Here is a 20,824-nt window from a genome sequence, read left to right on the forward strand (position 1 = left end):
CCGGTCATATGGCTTCTCCTGTTGAACGCTATTTCACCGGTCTGTAGATTGTTGTTGTCCGAACTGCTTGGCGGACTCCTTGAGGAAACTCTTATTTTTCGTTTGCTCGAGGATCGTTGACCGCCCGGCAGCTTGAGGGGCAATGGTAATGAAATACCGGTTCGCGGAATTCGAGATCGATCTCGGGCAGCATGAATTGCGCCGGCGCGGCTCGCCCGTTCATGCCGAGCCGCAGGTTTTCGATCTCATCGTTCATCTCGTGCGCAACCACGACCGGGTCGTCAGCAAGGATGAGCTGATCGAGAACATCTGGAACGGCCGGATCATCTCGGAAGCCGCGTTTTCGAGCCGCATCAACGGCGCCAGACGCGTGCTCGGCGACAGCGGCACCGAACAACAATTCATCAAGACCTTGCATCGCCGCGGCTTCCGCTTCGTGGGAGATGTCGAAGAAGTGCCGAGCTCGGACGCGGATACTGTCAAGCTCGTACCTGGCGAGGTGGGCGGCCCGGAACGTGGTCCGCCGAGTACTTCCGTTCACACTGAGATTTCGCAGCTGGACGACGTCATTTCGGAGGCCGTCAAAGCCGAGGCGATCACCCGACCATCCATCGCCGTGCTCCCGTTCCAAAACATATCGAACGACCCCGAAAACGAATACTTCAGCTATGGGCTCACTGAAGACATCATCCGGCTGCTCGCCCGAAACCGATGGCTTTCCGTGATCTCCCGCCATTCCACGATCGGCTTCCTGGGCGGCACCGTCGACGCTCGCGAAGTGGGCGCGCAACTTGGTGCGACCTACGTCATGTCGGGAAGCGTGCGAAAGAGCGACGGCTCCGTGCGCATCGCCGCGGAGCTCGCGAGAGCCGCGGACGGACAGCAGCTCTGGTCCGAAAAGTACGAATTTCAGCTGCTGAACATCTTCGACATCCAAGACGAGATGGCGCGACAAATCGCCGCCACTATCGAGCCCGAGCTGTCGAAATTGGAACAGCAGCTGGCGGCCCGCAAGCCACCGGAGAGCCTGGACGCTTGGGACTGCTATCAGCGCGGACTGTGGAATCTATGGCGTTTCACCACGCCTGGTTTCGACAGCGCGGAAGAATACTTTCAGCGGTCGATCGCCGCCGATCCGACTTTCGCGAGAGGACACGGCGCGCTCAGCTACGTCAACATTCAACGCTCACTCTACGATGCGCCCGAAGCCCGGGGGGCTCGGCTAAAAACCGCTTTGCATCAAGCCCAAACCGCCGTATCTCTCGACGAGCTCGATTGCTTCTGCCATTGCGCGCTCGGACGCGCGCTATGCCTCACGCGGCAGAACGAAGAGGCGTCCGCGGCAATCGGCCTGTCATTGGAACTCAATCCCAGCTTCGCACAAGGCTATTTCGCGCAAGGCTTCAATCTCCTGTGGTGCGGGCGCGAGATCGAAGCGGAAACGCTGCTGGACCAGGCCACGATATTAAGTCCACGCGACAGCCACCTGTGGAGCTTCCACCACACGCGTTCGTGGGCACACTTCTCGCTTGGAGAGTACGACATCGCTGCGGAGTTCGCCCGCAGAGCGGCGCGCCAATCGAACGCCACGTATCGAGCCTATGCAACCTTGGCCGCTTCGCTCGGACGCCTCGGTGACCACGCGCAGGCAAGCGCCGCTGTGGCAGAATTGATGAAGCGCAAGAGCGGTTACACAACAGGAACCGCGGGACGAGAGCTCTTCTTCTGTAGGGACCCCCGGTTCTTGAGCGAATACACCGAAGGATTGCGTTCGGCCGGCGTTCGCGACGACTGATCGTTGCGCACTGCGTTGCGGCCTGGGGCGCGCCCGATGTCCTCAACTTCCCGAGCTCGAACGCCATGCTATTCGCCCCCCGCACGATCGATCAAGTTGACGGATGCCCGGCAGATCACGCCTTACAAGTGGGTGCATCCGACCGAGGAGAGCTAAAGGTGCGACCGAGGGCGAAGTGTGCCATTGAATAGCCGATGAAGCGGCTCAATGGCGGCGCTTCTTCACGTCTACGTCCGTAATGACGTGGCTGGCATCCGGCTCCTCGATTCCTGCGTCTACGTCCGGCGACCTGTTGCAGGCGCACGGATCACCGGCACCACACTGGCAGCCGAAACCCCTAATCTTGCCGCGCGCCTGCAAGGCGTGGCCGAGCCGAACACCGTTGTCATTGCTGAGAGCACGCGAAGCCGCCGCACGTTCATTTCGAGGTTCACGGCCGGTTCGAACGGCTCATCACCCAGATGTATTTTCCCGACGAGCCGCTCAATGCGTGCGATCGGCTGCTCAACGCTACGCTGCGTCCGGACTTGCTGATCGCAACGCCGGTTTCATCGCAAGGTGGGCCCGGCCGCATGCTGAATTTCGATATTTGTTCTTGCGCGGGGATAGGTCGGCAAGACAGAAGCATGTCGGTAGCCAATGTTGCGACTACCCGCTTCGCGCCAGAGATGGCCGTTCCGAAGAATCAGCTTTTGACCGGAGCGCAGTTAGAGCGACCGAGGCCGATTCAGCGGGAACGACGGCTCGGGTGAATCAGAACTCGCAGTCGGCTGAACCCAAAGCCTTAAGCAAGCCACCAAACGCGCCTAGCCGGCAAGGTTCGGCGTTCCCGGCAGCCTTTCGCCGTTCGGTAGTTGTGGTCCGCTTGACCTCGGCTTTCTTTGGCTTCGACTTCGGAGAAGGGACGGTGGTGACTTTCTTCGGCTTGGGATCGTGCCGATGGGGGTTCATCGTCCTCGGCGGCTCCGATGCACCGACACTGGTGCCTTCCGGCGAGGAATTGCGTTCGTCGACGAGAGCAGGCCGCGCTGGTGTCTCGATGCTCGCTGCGGCCACTTCGAGTCGATCAGCCTTGGCCAACACACCGCGTGGCTCGGAAACGCCTGCTGCTATCTCGGCAACGGGCGGGACAGGCACTGCTGCACTCCGCGCTGGAGTTTTGAGTTCCATTGCCGCAAGCACTCCCACACCCAGTGGGATGAGGAAGCTCAACAACATCATTCTCAGCATGATGCCTCCGGCTTGAAATGGCGCCGGTTAGAATTCTCCGATCTAATGAGGCAACTTGGCGGCGGCCGACCTGACAACGCGCCCCGCGTGCAGAGCGTTTGCCGATAGAGTTAACAGCCGCTCCAGAAATCCGCATTGCTAGATCGCGGAACAGGCTTCGGTCAGGCTTGGTCGCGGCATCGCGGTCGTCTTGAAGTCTTCTTGAACTTGCTGTCGTACTGCCCGTCCTTGCACTCGGCGTCATCGAGTTCAAAGCAGCCGCTGCCCTCGGTTTTCCTTTCATCTGCGGTCAGTGCAGCCAAGGACTTCCAGGGCAACTTGATTTCTCAGCCTCCCCCGGTGCCACGGGTGTGTCAGCAACTGCGAAAGTGCTGTTTGCAAGTGCAGTAGCGACGCCCGGTGCTCCTACGGACGAATGAAGGCCGCACCTTGCTGAAATCAGCCTTCGGGCGAATGCCCGCTTCCCGCCAGAAGGGGCCGTTCACAAGCGTTACTCCCTGCCCGCCGTGCGAACTGATAAGCTTTTGCGTATTTCCTTATCAGTTCGCCAACTGACTCCATTTGCGACCGTAGCTGATACGGCCGTTCCCAATCGCGCAAGTTCGTCATTGGCAGGCACGCCTTCCATGACCATAAGGTTGACCCTGGAGAATATCAAAGCGAGGCGTTCGCGTTCGTTGGCTAGGACCGCAGCGCAGCTGTCGCATCCCTATCGAGGTCGCGTTTATAGCCCGTAATTACAACACCATAGATCGATCGATCCCTCTCCGGGCTTACGAGTCCATCGCGAACATCGCGTAGCACTGCCTGAGGATCCGGACGAAGCGGGTCGCCATAGCCTGGCGAAGACATCGTGGCTCGGAGCGAGGAAAGTGACGAACGCCGTACTGGAGGACCTCGAATTGCACAACCATGACAGCCGCAACGGCCTTATTGTCGCCGCCAGCGCGGTTCGGATCAACCCTTCTCTCATCTCCTTCGGGTCAGAGGCTTCCCTCCAACGCTGGCCTAAGCGCAATCAGTTCACCTCAAGGGAGCAGGCCTACTGCCAAATTTAACTGAGGTCTGCGCGGGTCCCATGCGTTCATTTTATAGCTCGCTGATTATGCAGCAGCATCGGTTAGGACGAAGCCAGTGCTCGCGGCGACCGCCTGACACATGACTGAGGCAGGAGGTCGGCTTTCGGGAACAACCTGTCGGAGGCGTGATGTCTGCTCCGCAGGGTCTACATCGCGAGATAGCGCCTTCGAATATCATCATTTCCTGAAAGGCCTGTCGTGCTTTCACGATGGACGACTTTGCCCTTATCGATGACGAGCGCCTCCTGTGCAATCCGCAGGCAGAAATGCATGTTCTGTTCAGCCAGCAAAATCGTGGCGCCACCCGCGCCCAATTCTCGCAAGACCCTGCTGATGTCGGCGACAATGATCGGCGCCAGCCCTTCGCTAGGCTCGTCAAGCAGCAGGACCAGCGGGTTTCCCATCAGCGCACGAGCGATCACCAGCAGCTGTTGCTCGCCGCCGGAAAGGCGGCCTGCCTGGCGGGATCGAAGCCTTGTAAGAAGCGGGAACGTTTCCCAGATCCGCGGCAGCGTCCAGTCACGCCGGCCGCCAGGGCCGCTCTTGGCCGCGATCAGGAGGTTGTCCTCCACACTGTGCTCGGGGAATACTTGCCGGTCTTCCGGCACATAAGCCATTCCCAGCTGCGCGCGCGCGTGAGGTGGTGCGTGCGTGATGTCGCGGCCAGCGAAGAAGATGCGGCCGCTGCGCACCGGGACAATGCCAGCGAGCGCCTTCATTGTCGTGCTCTTGCCCGCGCCATTTCGGCCGAGCAGCGCTAGTGTACACTTTTCCTGGAGCGCAGCATCGACGCCGAATAGGATCTGGCTCGCGCCGTAGAACACGCTTACGCCCTCCGCACGCAAGAGCTCGGTCAACTCGCGTTCTCCTCTGCCCCAAGATAGGCGTCGATGACAGCCTGGTTGTTGCGGATCTGGTCTGGGGTGCCCTCGGCCAGCACCTTGCCGTAGCAGAGCACGCGAATGCTGCTGGCAACCTTGAAGACGATATCCATGTCGTGCTCGATGAAAATAAGGGTCAGCTTTCGGCGTTCCCAAAGACCGCGAACGCGCTCAATCATGCGCCAGCGTTCGTCCGGGCCCATGCCAGCCGTAGGTTCATCGAGCAACAGCACTTTGGGCTCCAACGCAAGCGCAATAGCGATATCGAGCAGCTTCTGATCGCCATGCGAGAGGATGGTCGCCTCGACATCGGCAACATCGGTCAACCCGACGAACTCCATCACCTCTTCGGCACGCTCGCGCATGCCGGCGGACGGAAAGCGATGAGACAGGCTGGTCCAGCGGCCGGCGTGGGCCGTGACCGCAGCCATCAAGTTCGCGCGCACAGTCATGGTCGGAAAACAACTCGCGACCTGGAAGGCACGCCCAATGCCCCGCCGCATGCGTTCCGTCTTGGAGAGCTGGAGAATGTCCTCACGGTCAAGCAGCACCTCGCCAGAATCGGCCATGAACGCGCCGCTGATCAGGTTGAAGAAGGTGGTCTTGCCGGCCCCGTTTGGTCCGATAACAGCTGATAAGCTGCCGGAGGGAAAGGCAAGCGACACGTCGTCGATCGCGCGTACGCCGCCGAATGACTTGGTGAGATGATTGATCTCAACATTCATCGCGCGCGCTTGCTCCAGACGAGGTGGATGAAATCGAGTACGCCTCGGCGCAGGCCAAGCGCGAATGCGAGGATCACGATGCCCAGAACAAGTCCGTGATACTCCGTGAACCGCTGCACCAGATCGTTCAGCGCGAGCAGGATCATCGCGCCCAGCACGGGCCCAAGAAAGCTGTTGATGCCTCCCAGCATGACCGCAAAAATGGCCTGGCCCGAGTTGGGCCAATCGGCCAGCTCGGGATAGGCGCCTGATACGAACAGGGCTGCCAGCACGCCTCCAATCCCGGCGAAGCCGCCCGCGATCGTGAACGCCAGCAGTCGAGCGCGCCACAGGACGATGCCGACAAAGCTGGCGCGTTCCGCATTGTCGCGGATCATGCGCAACGTATTCCCAAACGGACTCATCGAGACATGGCGGAGCGCCAACAATCCGAGCACGGCGACGATGGCGCAGAACTGGTATAGATGAAGCTGCGAGCCCAGGTCGAAACCAAAGATGCGACGGCGAGGAATACCACCGCGCAACCCCTGATCACCTCCCGTCAGGCTCTGCCATGAAACAATAACGCTGAAGAAGAGCATCTGCACCGCGAGGGTGATGAAAGCGAAATAGTCCGTGCTTAGTCGGACGCAGATTGCGCCAACTACGAGAGCGGCGATGGTCGTCAGAGCCACCGCGAATAGCGCCGCGACGGGCAGAGACAATTCCGTCAACTGCATCGTGAGGCCAAATGCATAGGCGGCGAAGCCATAGAACATCCCGTGGCCGAATGAGACCATTCCTGTGGTGCCGACCAGCAGATTGAGCGAGGTCGCGAACAGCGCCATCGCACTGAGACGGATAATGAAGTCCTCGAAGGCGGGGCTACGATGCAACATTGGGATCGCGAGCAGCAAGATCAGCACGATCGCGGCGAACAGGGCGTCGCGCAAGGCAGGATTGCGCTTCATAGCGGTCGGCCGAACAGTCCCTGCGGGCGCAGGACCAAGATACCAATCATCACGATGTAGATAAGCCCATCGGTGAATCCGGGGAAGCCGATCGTGCCGAAGCCTCGAACGAGCCCGATGATGAGCGCCGCAACCATCGCGCCTGCGATCGAGCCCATACCGCCGATCACGGTGACGATGAATCCCTCGATCAGGATCGAGAAGCCCATGCCGGGCGAAAGCGAGCGAACGGGACCCGCGAGCGCGCCTGCGAGGCCAGCGAGCCCGCCGCCGATCGCAAAGACGATCGCGAATAGCACCGTCGTATTGACCCCGAGTGCCGAGACCATCTGCGGATTGACCGCCGCGGCCCGAACTGTCTTGCCGAGGCGCGTTCTGGACAGCCCAAGGCTGAGCACGATGGCGATCAGCGCTGCTATTCCGATAAGCACGGCGTAAAACGGGGGCACGACGCCGCCTGCAATGAACAGCGGCGGGACCTGAAAGGCAGCCGGCATTCCCATGGCGCGGAACTCGGGACCCCAGACAATCTTGACGATGTCGTCGAAGATCAGCACCACCGCGTAGCACACCAGAAGCTGCATAAGCACGTTGCTGCCGTAGACCCTGCTCATCAGCACGCGTTCGAAGAGCACGCCGAACAAGGCCATGGCCACCGCACCCGCCAACACGGCGAGCGCGTAACTATCCGTCGCGACATATGCGCTGTAAGCTACATAGCCGCCCAGCATGTAGAAGGTGCCGTGGGCGAAGTTGACGATCTTGAGAACGCCGAAGATCAGCGTCAAGCCGGCAGCCACCAGGAACAACAGCATGCCCACGATCAGGCCGCTGGTGGCCTGCGTCACCACACAGGCGGGGGTCGTGAAACATGCGCCGAGCGCGTTGAAGTCCATCGATCGTCAGCTATAATTCTGCTGCTTCTTCCACTCCGTCTCAAGTTCGATGATCTTGCCCCAATCGGCGGGTTTGATGTCGGTGATGAACGGATCCTTCGGAATGGTCTGTCCCCACCCGATCGCATAGCCGATCGTGGTGTGATCGTCCCGCATGGTGATGGTGCCGTCGGCGCCAAAGGGCGAATTGATCTTCAGTCCCGTCAGGGCAGCCGCTATCGCCTTGCCGTCCAGAGAATTGGCCTTCTTGATGGCCGCCTCATAGAAGTGCATGGCGACCGAATTCTGCCAGGACCAATTAGTCGGCCGTTCGTTCCACCTTTTGAAGTACGCCTGACCCCATTCCTTGTTCGCCGGCGTGTCCGGGAATGTCTCAAGATAGCGCGTGGCCGACTGGATGCCCGCGGGCAGATTTTTGATCGCAGCCAGCACTGGATAGTCGACGTTCGGAGTTGCGACGGTCATCTGCCCGAACAGAGCATAGACATTCCCCTGGTTCACGAACGCCGAGAGATCGCCGGCATACAGCAGTGTGAACAGCGCCTGCGGCTTGGCCTGGATAAGCTTGGTAATCACTTCGGTGAAGTCCGGCTGGCCGAGTTTGGGCCAGGCCTCGGTTACGACCTCGACATCCGGTTTGAACTTCTTGAAGAACTGCAGATACTGCGCCGTCGTGTCGCGACCATAGGCGTAGTCCGGTGAGCAAGTCGCCCATTTGTTGATTTTCTTGGCATTGGCGAAGTCGGCGAGGTAGAGGCTGCCGGCGACAGCATCGTGCACGCCCTGACGCGCCACGCGAAATGCGGTGGGCACCCGGATCTTCGGATCTGCGGTGAGCGATGACGTCTCGCTGTTGGTGTGAATGCAGGCCACATTGAGGTCGCGCATAACCTCCTGCACCGCGAATGAGGCGGACGACGCTTCCGCATCGACCAGCAGCTCGCAGCCTGCAGTGTTCACCAGTTCACGTGCGACGCGCGCGGCTTCCTGCGGCTGGCCTTTGGAATCCCGGAATACGAACTCGATTTGCCGGCCCAGGAAGCCGCCAGCGGCATTGATGCGATCTTGCTCGATTAGGAGCGAGTTGCGCGAAGAGGTGCCGAGCAGCGCGATGGGTCCCGATAGGATGCTTTGCATGCCTATGCGGAGAGTATTTGCCTGTGCCCTGGCTACCCATGGGGCGGCCACCAAAGTAGCCGTGCCACCGGCCAAAAGCGTGCGACGCGTGACGGGTCCGCTCATCGAACTGCACCTCCCTGTGATCCGGCTGTTGAACCAACCAGTCGTGTTGTGCCCCGACTGTAGATCGGCGAGGCCATGCTGATCAAGCGACATAAAGGTGGAGCGAGGGCCGGAGCCTCGGTATGGGCATTGTACCTTCCGGTAGAGTTGGGCGCCGCCTTGCTGCTCAATATACGTCACGGGATCGTCCCGCGATGCGCTGGTGCCGCGCTATCCACCCTGCCCATTCCGCTCATCGCATGGACTTTCGCGAAGCGGATCCGGTTCGGGAATGAACGACGACATAGCGATCGCAAGATGAGCGCACGGCGCCTGTCGCCCGAGGTGTTTAGCGCGAAGGAAGGACGTCTACTCGCGGTCCCTCACGTCGAGCTCATCCAGCGCGGGTCATTTCCCTTCCAACCTAGCTGCGGACAGATGGCGACCCGGGAGAACCCAGACGCAAATGATATGTGACGCAGCTCCGCTCACCAGGAACGATCTACGGCAGTACGCGGGCCATTTCGAGCCGACGAGCGAGAGTACGGACGGCTCGCTCGCACAAGGCGGACGCCCCTTGCCAGCCTTCGGGAACGAGCGCATCCTGCTATGTTACTTCATAGTAACAAAACGAGGAAACATGACATTCGACCTTTCGCGACGCTCCTTACTCGCCCTCGGCGCAGGATTAGGCGCATCGACCGCTGGGCAATAACGCTTTTGCGCGAGCACCCAAGCTTGGGACGCAGCCAGCTTATTTCTATCGCTTCGGTCTTGGAGACGCCGAAGTGACGGTCGTTTCTGACGGTCCGCTGCCACTCGGTCCTCCGAAAGGGACCTTCATCGGCGTGCCTGATGAAGAAGTGAAGAAGATGCTGAGCGACAATTTCCTCTCACCAGAAAATGTGGTGCTGGAGCAGAATTCGCCAATCGTGAATATGGGTGATAGGCTAGTTCTGTTCGACACTGGCATGGGAACGTCCAAAGGCCTTCGGACCGACCACCGGCCGTCAGCAGAAGAGTATGGCAGAGGCTGGCATTAAACCAGCCGACATCGACGCCGTGGTCTTATCACACGCGCACATCGATCATATCGGCGGCATTGTGGACGGGGACGGTAAGCCATTATTCCCTAACGCACAGTACTACATAGCTCAGAGCGATTTCGATTTCTGGACCGATGCAGGCAAGCTTGGCAGTCCATTGAAGGACTTTGTCGTTCATGCACGCAAGAACTTACTGCCGGTACGAGATCGCCCTGTTCTTCAAGGACGGTCAGGAATTCCTTCCCGGCGTGCAGGCCATGGCAGCTCCTGGCCACACCGTAGGTCACACAATCTTCATGGTCTCGTCGGCAGGGAAATCGTTCACCTTCCTCGGTGATCTTACTCACCATCCGATACTGCTGCTTGAAAAACCACGGATGCAGTTCTCGTACGACACCGATCCGCAGCAGGCAGCTGAAAGCCGGGTCAAATTGCTGGATATGATTGCTGCAAATAAGATTCCTGTGATGTCCTATCATTTTGCTTGGCCAGGTTACGGCCATATCGCCAAGACATCGGAGGGCTTCCACTATTACCCGGAAGCGATGAGCTTGAATCTCTGAATTTCGAGGGCGGACAAAAGAGACGACCTCCAAAGCAAACTCTAGCCCCGGACTTGACGGGGCATTTTTGCGCCTTGTCTCTGACGAGAACGGTGTCGGACTGCGCATGTGGCCTTTCGGGTCAGACTCGGACGTGTTAGTCAAAATCACGACGCCCGATAATGGTCCTCGCAGACAATGCTGGAGCTCAACCTGCGCAGGCTTGTGCTCCGCACATCGCGACTTCGGAGAACATCGGCTTTGGCGTCAACCTTGTCCACCGCATCACCCCAGGATTTTCCACCTGCAGCTGGCGACTTTCTGGGGCACGCGCCGTGAGCGGCGGTGGCCTCGGAAGGATAGGCGCTTGCAGCTCCGCTAGGCACGGTTCAGGTCAACGACCGGACCATCGCCGAGGAAGACGGGCCGAACTCGTTGCGAACGACTATGACAGAGCGAAACCTTCGTAGCCGCGGGTGACGACGTCCTGACAGATCTCGCGATAACGGACCAAGCCGCCCGCATAGGGCATGAACACCTGCGGCTTGCCTGGAATATTCGCCCCGAGGTACCAGGAATGCTTTGCCTGCGGCAGTAGTGTTCGGGCAGCAGCCTCGTTGACTTCGCTTACCCATTTCTCGACGGCGTCGGCTCGTGCCTCGATCCGCTCCAGCCCGTTGGTCCGCATATGAGCGATGCAATCGGTGATCCAGTCGACATGTTGCTCTATGGCTACGGGCATGTTGCACAGAACCGATGGACTGCCGGGCCCCGTGATGGTGAAGAGGTTTGGAAAACCAGCGACCTGCAAACCTAGATAATTGCGTGGTCCTGCCTCCCAGACATCCTTGAGTGCGATCCCGCCCCGCCCGCGAATATCCATCTTGAGCAGCGGTCCCGTCAACGCATCGAACCCTGTCGCAAAAACTATGATGTCTAGGGGGTACTCGGCCTGATCCGTGCGAATTCCAATCTCGGAGATCTGCCGGATTGGCGCAGCTTTGACGTCCACGAGCATGACATTCGGCCGATTGTAGGTCTCAAAATAGTCGGTATCGATCGGCGGGCGCTTGGCCGCATACGGATGATCAATGTCAGCGAGGACCGCCGCGGTCTTGGGATCCTTCACAATCGAACGGATCTTCCTTTTTATGAAGTCGGCAGCGGTGTCGTTTGCTTCCTTAGAAACGAGCATGTCCTCAAAGGATGCGCGGAACTGCAGCCCGCCACGCTCCCAGGCCTCGTCATAAATCCTCTCGCGCTCCTCGGGCGGCGTGTCGACCGCTTTGCGTTCCGCAACCCTGAAGCCCATGCCGTTATAGGTTTGATGCGTAGTCGCGCGTATTTCGCTGGCGCTGTTTTTGACATATTGCTTGAAGTCCGCCGTCAATGGGACGTTGCGTGCTGGTACTGAATAGTTCGCGGTACGCTGAAATACGGTCAGATGCTTGGCTTGATCGGCGATCACCGGCGCCGCCTGGATGGCGGTCGATCCGGTGCCGATCATCCCCACTCGCTTGCCCGCAAACTCGACGCCTTCGTGCGGCCACTGCCCTGTATGGTACCACTCACCCCTGAAGGTCTTCAGTCCCAGAATGTCGGGCACGTTGGCAGTGGAGAGGCAGCCGACCGCGGTAATGAGAAACTTCGCAATGAAGGTCTCGCCCGTTTCTGCACGGATGTGCCAGCGATTCCTCGCTTCGTCGTAATGCGCCGACGCAACCCGGGTACCAAATTGAATGTCGCGTTTCAGGTCGAGCTTGTCGGCAACAAAATTCAGATAACGCAGAATTTCTGCTTGGCCCGGATAGCGTTCAGACCACTCCCATTGTCGCATCAAATCCAGGGAAAACGTATACCAATAGACATGGCTTTCAGAGTCGCACCGAGCTCCTGGGTAGCGATTCCAGAACCACGTGCCCCCAACACCCTGAGCCGCTTCTACGGCCTTGACTTTCAAGCCAAGGTCATCCCGAAGCCGAAACAGCTGGTAGAGGCCCGCAAAGCCCGCACCAACAACCAGCGCGTCTAGCTCAACCGGTTCATTGGACATTGCCGCACTCGCTCATTACGCCCACCCCACAAACATAAGGCTAGGTATACCGTCAGCGCCGTAAAGGTGAAAGTGCGCTGCGTCAAAGTGAATTGGGATTAATATAACCGTCCCGGTCAGTGCCCTCAAGCTCGCCTTCTCTGCTCAATGCAGCTCACTGCCGGGGGTCGCCTTCAAATCTGGAATGCACACCTTCAAAGACCGAGCCGGTCCAGAAGCAATCAACGTCGATTTGCGGAGACTCCATTTCTCGGACCTGCCGTTTCGACGTACCATGAGAAGAATTGCAGCGGCCGCAAGATTCAATTTTCCGGTCGATGTCTAATTGGAGCGACCGCGACTTTGGCCGCAGACATGCGTTATCTTGTGGGCGCGGCAATCCGGCCTGCGCTCGCAAGTAAACGCGGCGTCTTCCAGGAAGTGGCGGGAGAGACTGTAAGGGTGCCGCTCGATTCAATCGCAGCTCCGTGATGTGCTTCGGATCATCCACGACGAAGCCATTGAGGGGTTCGATTTCGGTGCGACGGCCCTTCTGCATGTCTTGGGACATCGAGGGGCTGCTCGGAGGAAGTGTATTTGGAATCCGAAAAGCGCTGCTGGTCGCGGACGTGCATCACGCTTCGTCGCCCTCGCCAGGCCCGCGATGGTCTCGGCCGGCAAATGCAGGACCTCCTCCAGCTGATAGCCCAGCGCCTGGCCCTCACGAATTGCCTCGCTCCCGAGGCGGGTCGAGAAGCGGCGGATCGAATCGCTCTGCAGCATGGCTCGCCCAGACAGGCCAGTGCAGGTAGAGCGTCCATTTCCCATGACGTTGGCCACGAGCTTGGACCAGCGCTCGCCCCAAAGATGTGGTCACCTTGGCGTTGTCGGCATAGGCGACCAGGCGGGATACTTCCTTTGCACGTGGCGTGATGCGGCCGTGCAGCTCGCCAGTGCGAACACCGTGTGTTTGGCGCCGTGCTTGCCAGTGCCGCGGTGGATGTGCCCTGGAGCAGGCAGATTGACGGTGATGCAACTGGGGATGCAGCCGAGCGTTTTGCCCCACCCGACAACGTGTGCGATGGTTTCGGTAAAACTTCGGCTCGACCCAGGTGGCCCTCGGCTTCTTTATGCGCTTCTTGATTTTTTGCTTCGGGGTTACGATCGTACCAAGCGCCTTGCGGATCTCCGGCGATTTCGTCCGGCTTCAGCCCAGACCTTGCCCATGTAGCGCAGCTCGTTCCCTTCCTGCTTGCCAAGGTAGAGCGCGGCGACGCCGGTGGGGTCCTTGACGAGCGCAACCACTGTGGACTTTTCGCGCTGCACCGTCTTGATCTTCTGCCACGCCTCGACGCGCTCCGACCGGTACGGCGCATCAACCCGCTTGGAGACGATGCCCTCGCAATTCAGCTTGCTGGCCGCCTCGAACAGCGTCTGCCCGTCGCCTTCATGGTGCTCACTGTATAAGATGGGGCGTCAAGCCCGTTCTCATCTATCAGCTGCTTCAGCCTGTCTTGTCGTGGTAAGATACCAATTCGGCACCGACGAGCTTTCGGACAGCCTTTCGAACATTGCGTCTGCTGCACCCTGCCTCGTCAGCAAGCTCATTGGCTGACCGCAAAGGTGCGAGGCCTTCCCCAATGCGAGCCGCGATGTTCTCAGCAGAGCTCAATCGGAGTATCCGCCAAGCAGCGGATTCGAAATGCTGCGTCATGTCGAAATCTTCTTCGCGGCAGTGCTTTCTTGACCTTAGATCAAGCGTCATGGACGTCGCCCTAACGCGGCGCATAGCCAATGGCGGGAATTGCCCTTCCCCTGCGCGCGCGGGGTTAGGATGGCATGCGACCCGCGATGCTGACAAGCAGGCGCCCGAGCGAATAATGATGTGAACGAACGGTCGGACGATGACGATTACGGGAAGCTAAAAACGTAACGATGACAGTCAGATAGTCGTGGCCGGCAATTGATTGGCAACGGCGAAGCTCGCCATGCCGGCCCTTCGCGCGCGCCCCCACACGGTGACGAAAAAATGACACTCAGAGATCAGTGAAAAGTGTGAATCGCTGTGCGCAGCCGACCTGGTGGGTTCTGAAGCCAGGTCCGGGACTGTTTGCTTTCGTCCGGCGGGATGGCGTGGGCGTTCCTTCGCTGAAGTGATGGCTGTAGGGAGGCTGATCGATCGCTGCAGCTCACTCAGCAGCTTGAAGACCAGACTAGGTATCGCACTGCGATGGTGGCTGGCGAGCATGTCACTTGCTTGACACGTTCTGGAGCGCCAGTCTCTAATCTGCTTCAAGGTCCTGCGGTTGGACAGGCAATAACTTTCTGCCTCCAGCAAGAACAGGGTCGACGGCCCCACCCAGCGACTGCCAGGTCAGGGGTGCGGAATCCAAGATAATTTCCTGGGAGGGAACAATGGACAGACGCCAGACGCTCAAGCTGATCGGCGGCACGGCCGCGTTGGCCAGTGCCGGTATTCCGGGCTTTGCCTTTGCGCAAGCCCAAAAGGAAATGGTCACGGTCGTGAAGATCGCGGGAATTCCGTGGTTCAACGCACTTGAAAAGGGAATCCAGAAGGGTGCGAAGGATTTCAGCATTAATGCCACCATGGTTGGCCCGGCGAACGTCGATCCGGCACAGCAAGTAAAGCTCCTTGAGGATCTGATTGCCAAGAAGGTCAACGTGATCGGCTTAGTGCCCCTTGATGTAAAAGTCTGCGAGCCCGTGCTGAAGCGCGCCCAAGCCGCCGGAATCAAGGTCATTACGCATGAGGGTCCGGAACAGGAAGGCCGTGACTGGAATGTGGAATTGATCGACCCGTTCGCTTCGGCGAGGTGCAGATGGAACGTCTCGCCAAGGACATGGGCGGCGAAGGTGATTATGTAGTCTATGTCGGGACTCTTACGACGCCGCTTCACAACAAATGGGCCAATGCCGCGATTGCCTACCAGCAGAAGAATTTTCCGAAAATGAAGCTCGTCGCTGACCGCTTCCCAGGGGCCGACGAGATCGACACCAGCCAGCGCACGACGCTCGACGTGATCAAGGCCTATCCCAACCTGCGTGGTATTCTCGGCTTCGGCTCGAATGGACCAATCGGGGCCGGAAATGCTGTGCGTCAGCAACGTCTTGGCAAGAAGATCGCCGTTGTCGGCACCGTGCTGCCAAGCCAGGCGAAGTCGCTTATCGCGGATGATACGATCCGCGAAGGATTTCTGTGGAATCCCACCGATGCGGGTTACGCGATGGTCGCGGTGGCCAAACTCGTGCTCGATGGCAAGCCCATCACGGATGGCGTCGATGTACCCGGCCTTGGCAAGGCGGCCGTCGAAGTTGCAGGAAAGCAGATCAAGGTGGACAAGATCATGCGCATCAACAAGGAAACGATCGACGGACTGATTGCCGGAGGGCTCTAGCCCGAAGCCGGTTCAGCCGCCTCATCGCGCTGCATTCCCGGCATTCCGGTCGGGAATGCGGTACCACTCGAGTGATCGCACGATCCAACGGTCCATTGCAGGCGAACCTTTGGCAACTTTCCTGGAGATGTCCGGCATATCGAAGCGCTTCGGCGGCGTGCACGCGCTCCGCGGCGTCGATCTCGCTCTGGAAGTCGGGGAGGTGCACTGCCTGGTGGGTGAAAACGGCTCCGGCAAGTCGACCCTGATCAAGATCATTTCGGGCGTAGAGGCGGCGGAGCCCGGCGGCCGGATCATAATTTCCGGCAAGGAATTTCCCAAACTAAACCCGGTCTACTCCACGCATTGCGGCATTCAGGTCATCTACCAGGATCTTTCGCTATTCCCCAACCTCACCGTCGCCGAGAATATCGCGATGGCGCACCATCTTGGCGGTCTCCATTCGGTGAACTAGGCCTCAATGCGCGCCATCGCTAAGGCCACAATGGCAAAGATCGGCGTTGAGTTCGACCCGGACGCGAAAGTGTCTGAGCTCAGCATTGCCGGACGCCAGTTGGTCGCGATCTGCCGCGCCTTGGCTGCGGATGCCAAACTCCTGATTATGGATGAGCCGACGGCATCGTTGACTCGCCACGAGGTGAACGCCCTGATCGCGCTTGTAAGCGAGCTGAAGCGTGCTGGCATCTGCGTCGTTTTCGTCAGTCACCGTCTCGACGAGGTGCTTGAAATCGCCGAACGCGTAACGGTACTGCGGGATGGCGCCAAAGTCGGTACTTTTGCTGCAGACGTAATCGACGGGCGGAAACTCAGCCACCTGATGACGGGTAAGTCCTTCGAGTATCAGGTACAGGCGCCTGAGCTTGCCACTGGCCCGGTCGTGCTGGAAGTAAAGGGCCTGGGCCGCCAGGGTGAATATGAGGATGTAAGCTTGCAGTTGCGCGCAGGGGAAGTGGTGGGTCTCACCGGCCTGCTCGGCTCAGGGCGAACCGAATTGGCGCTATCCCTGTTCGGCATGAAGCCGCCCGATCGCGGCACCATCGCACTTGACGGACGGCCGATCGCGCTGCGTACAAATGCAGAGGCGATCGATCGAGGGATCGCCTACGTATCCGAGGATAGGCTTACGCTTGGTCTCATCCTGAATCAGTCCGTCACGGCGAACGTCACGCTTACGGTGCTGGATCGTCTGGCTAGCGCGTTCGGCTTGATTGCCGCACGCGCGCGACAGACCCATGTCGCTCGGTGGGTTGCTGAACTCGGGATCAAGGTCGCCCATCCGGCCAACCCGGTGAAGACGCTCTCCGGGGGCAATCAGCAGCGGGTCGTGCTCGCCAAATGGATGGCGACCAATCCCCGGGTGCTTATCCTCGATAGCCCCACGGTGGGCGTCGACATCAGCGCCAAGGACGGCATTTATGAAATCATCCGGCGGTTGGCCCGCGACGGCGTCGCGGTCTTGATGATATCGGACGAAATTCCTGAGGTCCTTTATCATAGTCATCGCGTCCTGGTGATGCGGGAAGGTCGTTTGACAACCGACGTGGCTGCCACAGCCACTTCCGAAGATGCGCTTCGGCAGGCCGTCAATGCCTGAATCGCATATCGCATCATTCGGCAGGTTTCGTCGCAGCCATGAGTTCTGGCTGCTGATAGTCATCCTCGGGCTCTGCGCCAGCTTGGGCTTCGCTAACGCCCAATTCCTGACCATGCAGAATCTGTTTGACTTGCTGACCTCCTATGCATTTGTCGGCATCCTGGCGCTCGGGCTGCTGGTCGTGCTGATCGCCGGCGGAATCGACATCTCATTCACCGCGACCGCGTCAGTGGCGCAATATGTCACACTTTCGCTTGCCAATGCTTACGGGGCGAACTGGATCGGCGTCTTCGCCATCGCGATTGGAATTGGCGGTGCGCTCGGTGCCCTCAACGCGATTTTCATCCAGAAACTTCGAATACCATCGATCATCGTTTCGGTCGCGACGCTGAACATCTTCTATGGGCTTCTGATCTTCTTCACCGGCGGCAAATACATCTATTCGTTGCCCGACTGGTTTGCGACCGGAATATTCTGGTTCGAGTTCGAATGGGGCAAGGATAGCTCGTACGGTGTCAACTTGCAGATCCTCGCGCTCGCGCTAGCATTTCTCGTCACTTGGCTCCTGCTGAACCGAACCAATATCGGCCGCCAAATCTACGCCATGGGAGGCAATACCGACGCCGCACAGCGGCTCGGCTTCCACGTTTTCGGCCTCAATATACTGGTCTATTGCTACATGGGTGTCATGGCCGGAATCGCGTCCCTGATTCAGGCACAACTCGCGCAGTCCGTTGCCCCGACGGTGCTGGTGGGCAAGGAACTGGATGTGGTCGCTGCCGTCGTGCTCGGCGGCGCCAGCTTGATGGGCGGCGTCGGCAGCGTCTTCGGCACGTTTCTGGGCTTGACACTGCTCGCGGTACTCCAAAATGGAATCATTTTGCTGGGCGTTTCGTCCTATTGGTCGCCGTTCTTCGTCGGCTTGGTTATTCTCATTTCGGTCTCTGCGACCGCCTGGTCGCAGCGCGAGCGGCGAAGCCAGAGCGCATCCCGATGAGCAATGTACCCGCCCTCTCACTTCGCCGGCGCATCGTCGGCCTCGCCGGCAGCGGCACGGTCGCCACCCTCATCCTGCTGTTGTTCGCGCTCTGGGTCGTGTTCGCGATCGCGATCGGCGACCGGTTCTTCTCGGTCAACACGCTGCAATCCATGGCTTTCCAGATGCCCGAACTTGGGATCCTCTCGCTCGCGATGATGCTGGCGTTGCTATCTGGTGGCCTCAACCTTTCCATCATCGCGACCGCCAATCTGTCCGGACTGACCATCGCGTTCCTCCTGACCCGCTACATCCCGGAGAGTCAGGGCCTTGCCTGGGTCGGCATTCAGGTGTTTGCGATCGCTGCAGGATTTGCAGTGGCTGCATTGGTCGGCCTCCTCAATGGTTTTGTCATCGCCTATCTTGGCGTTTCGCCGATCCTGGCCACGCTCGGCACGATGACGCTCTGCAAGGGCCTCGCGATCGGCCTGTCGCGCGGTAACGTCATCTCCGGATTCCCGGAGCCGATTGTGTTTATCGGCAACGGAACGGTTTTCGGGGTACCCTTTGCTCTGATCGTACTTGCGTTCTGCGCCTTGCCCGTCGCGCTCATGCTGAACGCGACACCGTTCGGAGCCAAGGTTTACATGATCGGCTCCAACGAGAAGGCGACCCGCTACTCCGGCATCAATACCCGCGCTGTCCTCCTCAAACTCTATGTGTTTTCCAGCCTGCTCGCGGGCGTGGCAGCGGTGGTCATGTTGGCGCGTTTCAACTCGGCCAACGCGGCATACGGCGAGAGCTATCTGCTCGTCACCATTCTTGCGGCCGTCCTCGGCGGCATCGATCCGTTTGGTGGTTTTGGCAAGGTTGGCGGGCTATTGCTTGCACTGATCATCCTTCAGGTTATCTCCTCGGCATTCAACCTTCTGAACCTCAGCCAATTCCTCACGTTGGCGATCTGGGGTGGAATCTTAATTGCCGTTGCGGCGGTTCCTAATTTCGCCGGCAAAGCGCCGCGGTAGCCAGCGATGATGAGTTCGACCGGCTCGCCCACTATCGCGGTTCTCGACATTGGCAAGACCAGTCTCAAGCTGTTGGTGGCGAGTGACGACGGGCGGCCCCTCGAAACACATGCGATTCCGAACGTGCCGATGACTCAGGGCCCCTACCTCGCCTATGATCTTGCCGGGGTAGAGGAATGGTTTCTCGATACCCTTGCCATCGTGTCTCAACGCCATACCATTGGCGCCGTGATCGTGGCTGCGCATGGATGCGGTGCGGTTCTCGTCCATGGCGATGCGCCAGTGCTGCCGATGATGGACTACGATGCCGTCTGTCCGCCCGAAATCGATGAAGCCTATGCCCGGATCGCGCCCGGTTACGATGAGGTGTTTTGCGGAACCGGAGGCGCGATGCGGCTCGGAAAGCAGCTGCTGTGGCAGGAAAGCGCGTATCCCCTCGAATTCGCCCGCGCGAAAACCTATTTGACCACGGCGCAGTTTTTCGCCTTGCGGCTTCGCGGACGTGCGGCCAGTGAAATCTCGCAGCTCGCGGCTCAGAGCCATATCTGGGACCTCGTCCACCATCAGCCTTCCTCTCTTATGCGCAAGCGCGGTTGGAGCCATCTGCTGCCCGTAAGCGTCGCTGCCGGCGCGGTGCTAGGGACGGTTTCGGAGCCCGTAGCGAGGCGCACCGGCCTGGCGCAATCGACCGAGATCCTCTGCGGCGTGCATGATTCCAATGCCAACTTGTTTCGCTACAAGGCTGCCGGCATGGCCGATGCCTCGATCCTATCGACCGGTACCTGGATGATTAGCTTTCAGCGCGGCCTCCCCCTGGACCAACTCGATTGCGCGCGCGCGATGGTTCTCAATATCGATGTCGATGGCGAGAATGCACCTTCAACATTGATCGCGGCCGGCCGCGAATACGACCTGATACGCGGGAAAAGTTGTGCTTCTGATGCAGCCGTCCTTGCCGCATTGCCCATCCTGTTGTCGAGGGGACCTTGGCGCTCCCCTCATTCGTCGGCGATGATGGACTGTTTCCGGGCGCTGCTGGCCGCGGACGGGTCATCGGGCCGCCCCCCGAAACGGCTGCCGAATGGCAGGCATTGGCGGTGCTCTACGCAGCATTCAGCGCAAACCGCTGTCTGGATGCGCTCAAGAGCTCAAAACGCATAGTCATCGATGGTGGCTTTGCCGCAAACCTGCCCTTCGCCCGGTGCATTGCGACCTTGCGACCCTCGCAGCGCGTCGGGGTGAGTCAATCACCGCACGGAACGGCGCTTGGCGCTGCGCTGCTGTGGCGGCGATTCTCGCGTACGCAGCCGGTTTCGAGCGTAGTATGTCAATCGGCGTTCGACTGGGACCCCCTGGCGGCATCCAAAAGGGACCCCTTTGATCGGCGTGCTCTGCTGGTAGCGCTCGGGTCGTCGG

The 20,824-nt window shown here is 59.5% G+C and carries 12 protein-coding genes and 5 pseudogenes; 8 read left to right on the forward strand and 9 right to left on the reverse strand.

Annotated features, from left to right (window positions below):
- Nucleotides 1–148: 148 nt before the first annotated feature.
- Entirely contained in the window at nucleotides 149–1,795 is a 1,647-nt protein-coding gene (locus C7G41_RS30800) for a winged helix-turn-helix domain-containing tetratricopeptide repeat protein (protein ID WP_158268058.1), read from the forward strand.
- 461 nt (nucleotides 1,796–2,256) lie between these two features.
- Nucleotides 2,257–2,547 (forward strand): hypothetical protein, encoded by a 291-nt coding sequence (locus C7G41_RS39085; protein WP_373681172.1) that lies wholly within the window; start codon nucleotides 2,257–2,259, stop codon nucleotides 2,545–2,547.
- A gap of 1 nt (nucleotide 2,548) precedes the next feature.
- Here C7G41_RS39085 and C7G41_RS30810 read toward each other — a convergent pair whose 3' ends face one another.
- The 6 genes from C7G41_RS30810 to C7G41_RS30835 all read right to left on the reverse strand — a co-directional run bounded on the left by C7G41_RS30810 (nucleotide 2,549) and on the right by C7G41_RS30835 (nucleotide 8,798).
- On the reverse strand, nucleotides 2,549–3,025 hold the full coding sequence (locus tag C7G41_RS30810; RefSeq protein WP_106946048.1) for a hypothetical protein: 477 nt from the start codon (nucleotides 3,023–3,025) through the stop codon (nucleotides 2,549–2,551).
- A 1,225-nt stretch (nucleotides 3,026–4,250) separates the two neighbouring features.
- Nucleotides 4,251–4,961: an ABC transporter ATP-binding protein gene (locus C7G41_RS30815; RefSeq protein WP_106946049.1), complete on the reverse strand. Its 711-nt coding sequence runs from the start codon at nucleotides 4,959–4,961 to the stop codon at nucleotides 4,251–4,253.
- Nucleotides 4,958–5,710 carry an ABC transporter ATP-binding protein gene (locus tag C7G41_RS30820; RefSeq protein WP_106946050.1) on the reverse strand — a complete coding sequence of 251 codons (753 nt, stop codon included), beginning with the start codon at nucleotides 5,708–5,710 and terminating at the stop codon, nucleotides 4,958–4,960. The genes C7G41_RS30815 and C7G41_RS30820 overlap by 4 nt, the downstream gene beginning before the upstream one ends.
- Complete coding sequence (locus C7G41_RS30825; protein WP_245446794.1) at nucleotides 5,707–6,642, reverse strand: branched-chain amino acid ABC transporter permease; 936 nt, start codon at nucleotides 6,640–6,642, stop codon at nucleotides 5,707–5,709. Before C7G41_RS30825 ends, C7G41_RS30820 begins: the two co-directional genes overlap by 4 nt.
- A gap of 14 nt (nucleotides 6,643–6,656) precedes the next feature.
- Nucleotides 6,657–7,556 carry a branched-chain amino acid ABC transporter permease gene (locus C7G41_RS30830; protein ID WP_106946052.1) on the reverse strand — a complete coding sequence of 300 codons (900 nt, stop codon included), beginning with the start codon at nucleotides 7,554–7,556 and terminating at the stop codon, nucleotides 6,657–6,659.
- A 6-nt stretch (nucleotides 7,557–7,562) separates the two neighbouring features.
- The gene (locus C7G41_RS30835; protein WP_106946053.1) at nucleotides 7,563–8,798 is read right to left on the reverse strand and encodes an ABC transporter substrate-binding protein; all 1,236 of its coding nucleotides are present in this window, start codon (nucleotides 8,796–8,798) and stop codon (nucleotides 7,563–7,565) included.
- A 619-nt stretch (nucleotides 8,799–9,417) separates the two neighbouring features.
- On the opposite strand from C7G41_RS30835, the pseudogene C7G41_RS30840 reads away from it, so the two are divergent.
- A pseudogene (locus tag C7G41_RS30840) lies at nucleotides 9,418–10,386 on the forward strand (MBL fold metallo-hydrolase).
- A gap of 424 nt (nucleotides 10,387–10,810) precedes the next feature.
- Here C7G41_RS30840 and C7G41_RS30845 read toward each other — a convergent pair.
- From C7G41_RS30845 to C7G41_RS39095, 3 genes and pseudogenes are all read right to left on the reverse strand, one after another.
- Nucleotides 10,811–12,418, reverse strand: a complete 1,608-nt coding sequence (locus C7G41_RS30845; RefSeq protein WP_106946054.1) for an NAD(P)/FAD-dependent oxidoreductase — start codon at nucleotides 12,416–12,418, stop codon at nucleotides 10,811–10,813.
- Between the two features lie 154 nt (nucleotides 12,419–12,572).
- A complete protein-coding gene (locus tag C7G41_RS39090; RefSeq protein WP_373681174.1) occupies nucleotides 12,573–13,001 on the reverse strand; it encodes a ketopantoate reductase C-terminal domain-containing protein in 429 nt (142 codons plus the stop codon).
- Nucleotides 13,002–13,063: 62 nt separating this feature from the next.
- Nucleotides 13,064–13,249, reverse strand: a pseudogene (locus C7G41_RS39095) (ketopantoate reductase C-terminal domain-containing protein); the annotation flags it as partial.
- Between the two features lie 1,563 nt (nucleotides 13,250–14,812).
- Between C7G41_RS39095 and C7G41_RS30865 the strand changes: the two are divergent.
- The 5 genes and pseudogenes from C7G41_RS30865 to C7G41_RS39100 all read left to right on the forward strand — a co-directional run.
- Nucleotides 14,813–15,813: pseudogene (locus tag C7G41_RS30865) on the forward strand (autoinducer 2 ABC transporter substrate-binding protein).
- A 109-nt stretch (nucleotides 15,814–15,922) separates the two neighbouring features.
- Nucleotides 15,923–17,407: pseudogene (locus tag C7G41_RS38870) on the forward strand (sugar ABC transporter ATP-binding protein).
- Nucleotides 17,400–18,404 (forward strand): ABC transporter permease, encoded by a 1,005-nt coding sequence (locus C7G41_RS30875; protein WP_106946057.1) that lies wholly within the window; start codon nucleotides 17,400–17,402, stop codon nucleotides 18,402–18,404. The pseudogene C7G41_RS38870 and the gene C7G41_RS30875 overlap by 8 nt, the downstream one beginning before the upstream one ends.
- The gene (locus C7G41_RS30880) at nucleotides 18,401–19,408 is read left to right on the forward strand and encodes an ABC transporter permease (RefSeq protein WP_106946058.1); all 1,008 of its coding nucleotides are present in this window, start codon (nucleotides 18,401–18,403) and stop codon (nucleotides 19,406–19,408) included. Before C7G41_RS30875 ends, C7G41_RS30880 begins: the two co-directional genes overlap by 4 nt.
- 786 nt (nucleotides 19,409–20,194) lie before the next feature.
- Nucleotides 20,195–20,824, forward strand: a pseudogene (locus C7G41_RS39100) (carbohydrate kinase); the annotation flags it as partial.

The organism is Bradyrhizobium sp. MOS002 (genome assembly GCF_003020115.1).
Taxonomy (GTDB): Bacteria; Pseudomonadota; Alphaproteobacteria; order Rhizobiales; family Xanthobacteraceae; genus Bradyrhizobium.

Coding starts and splice junctions, on each gene's coding strand:
- C7G41_RS30845 (WP_106946054.1), bottom strand. CDS start 12,418: ATGTCCAATGAACCGGTTGAGCTAGACGCGCTGGTTGTTGGTGCGGGC.
- C7G41_RS30880 (WP_106946058.1), top strand. CDS start 18,401: ATGAGCAATGTACCCGCCCTCTCACTTCGCCGGCGCATCGTCGGCCTC.
- C7G41_RS30830 (WP_106946052.1), bottom strand. CDS start 7,556: ATGGACTTCAACGCGCTCGGCGCATGTTTCACGACCCCCGCCTGTGTG.
- C7G41_RS39085 (WP_373681172.1), top strand. CDS start 2,257: ATGTATTTTCCCGACGAGCCGCTCAATGCGTGCGATCGGCTGCTCAAC.
- C7G41_RS30835 (WP_106946053.1), bottom strand. CDS start 8,798: ATGAGCGGACCCGTCACGCGTCGCACGCTTTTGGCCGGTGGCACGGCT.
- C7G41_RS30820 (WP_106946050.1), bottom strand. CDS start 5,710: ATGAATGTTGAGATCAATCATCTCACCAAGTCATTCGGCGGCGTACGC.
- C7G41_RS30810 (WP_106946048.1), bottom strand. CDS start 3,025: ATGCTGAGAATGATGTTGTTGAGCTTCCTCATCCCACTGGGTGTGGGA.
- C7G41_RS30800 (WP_158268058.1), top strand. CDS start 149: ATGAAATACCGGTTCGCGGAATTCGAGATCGATCTCGGGCAGCATGAA.
- C7G41_RS30875 (WP_106946057.1), top strand. CDS start 17,400: ATGCCTGAATCGCATATCGCATCATTCGGCAGGTTTCGTCGCAGCCAT.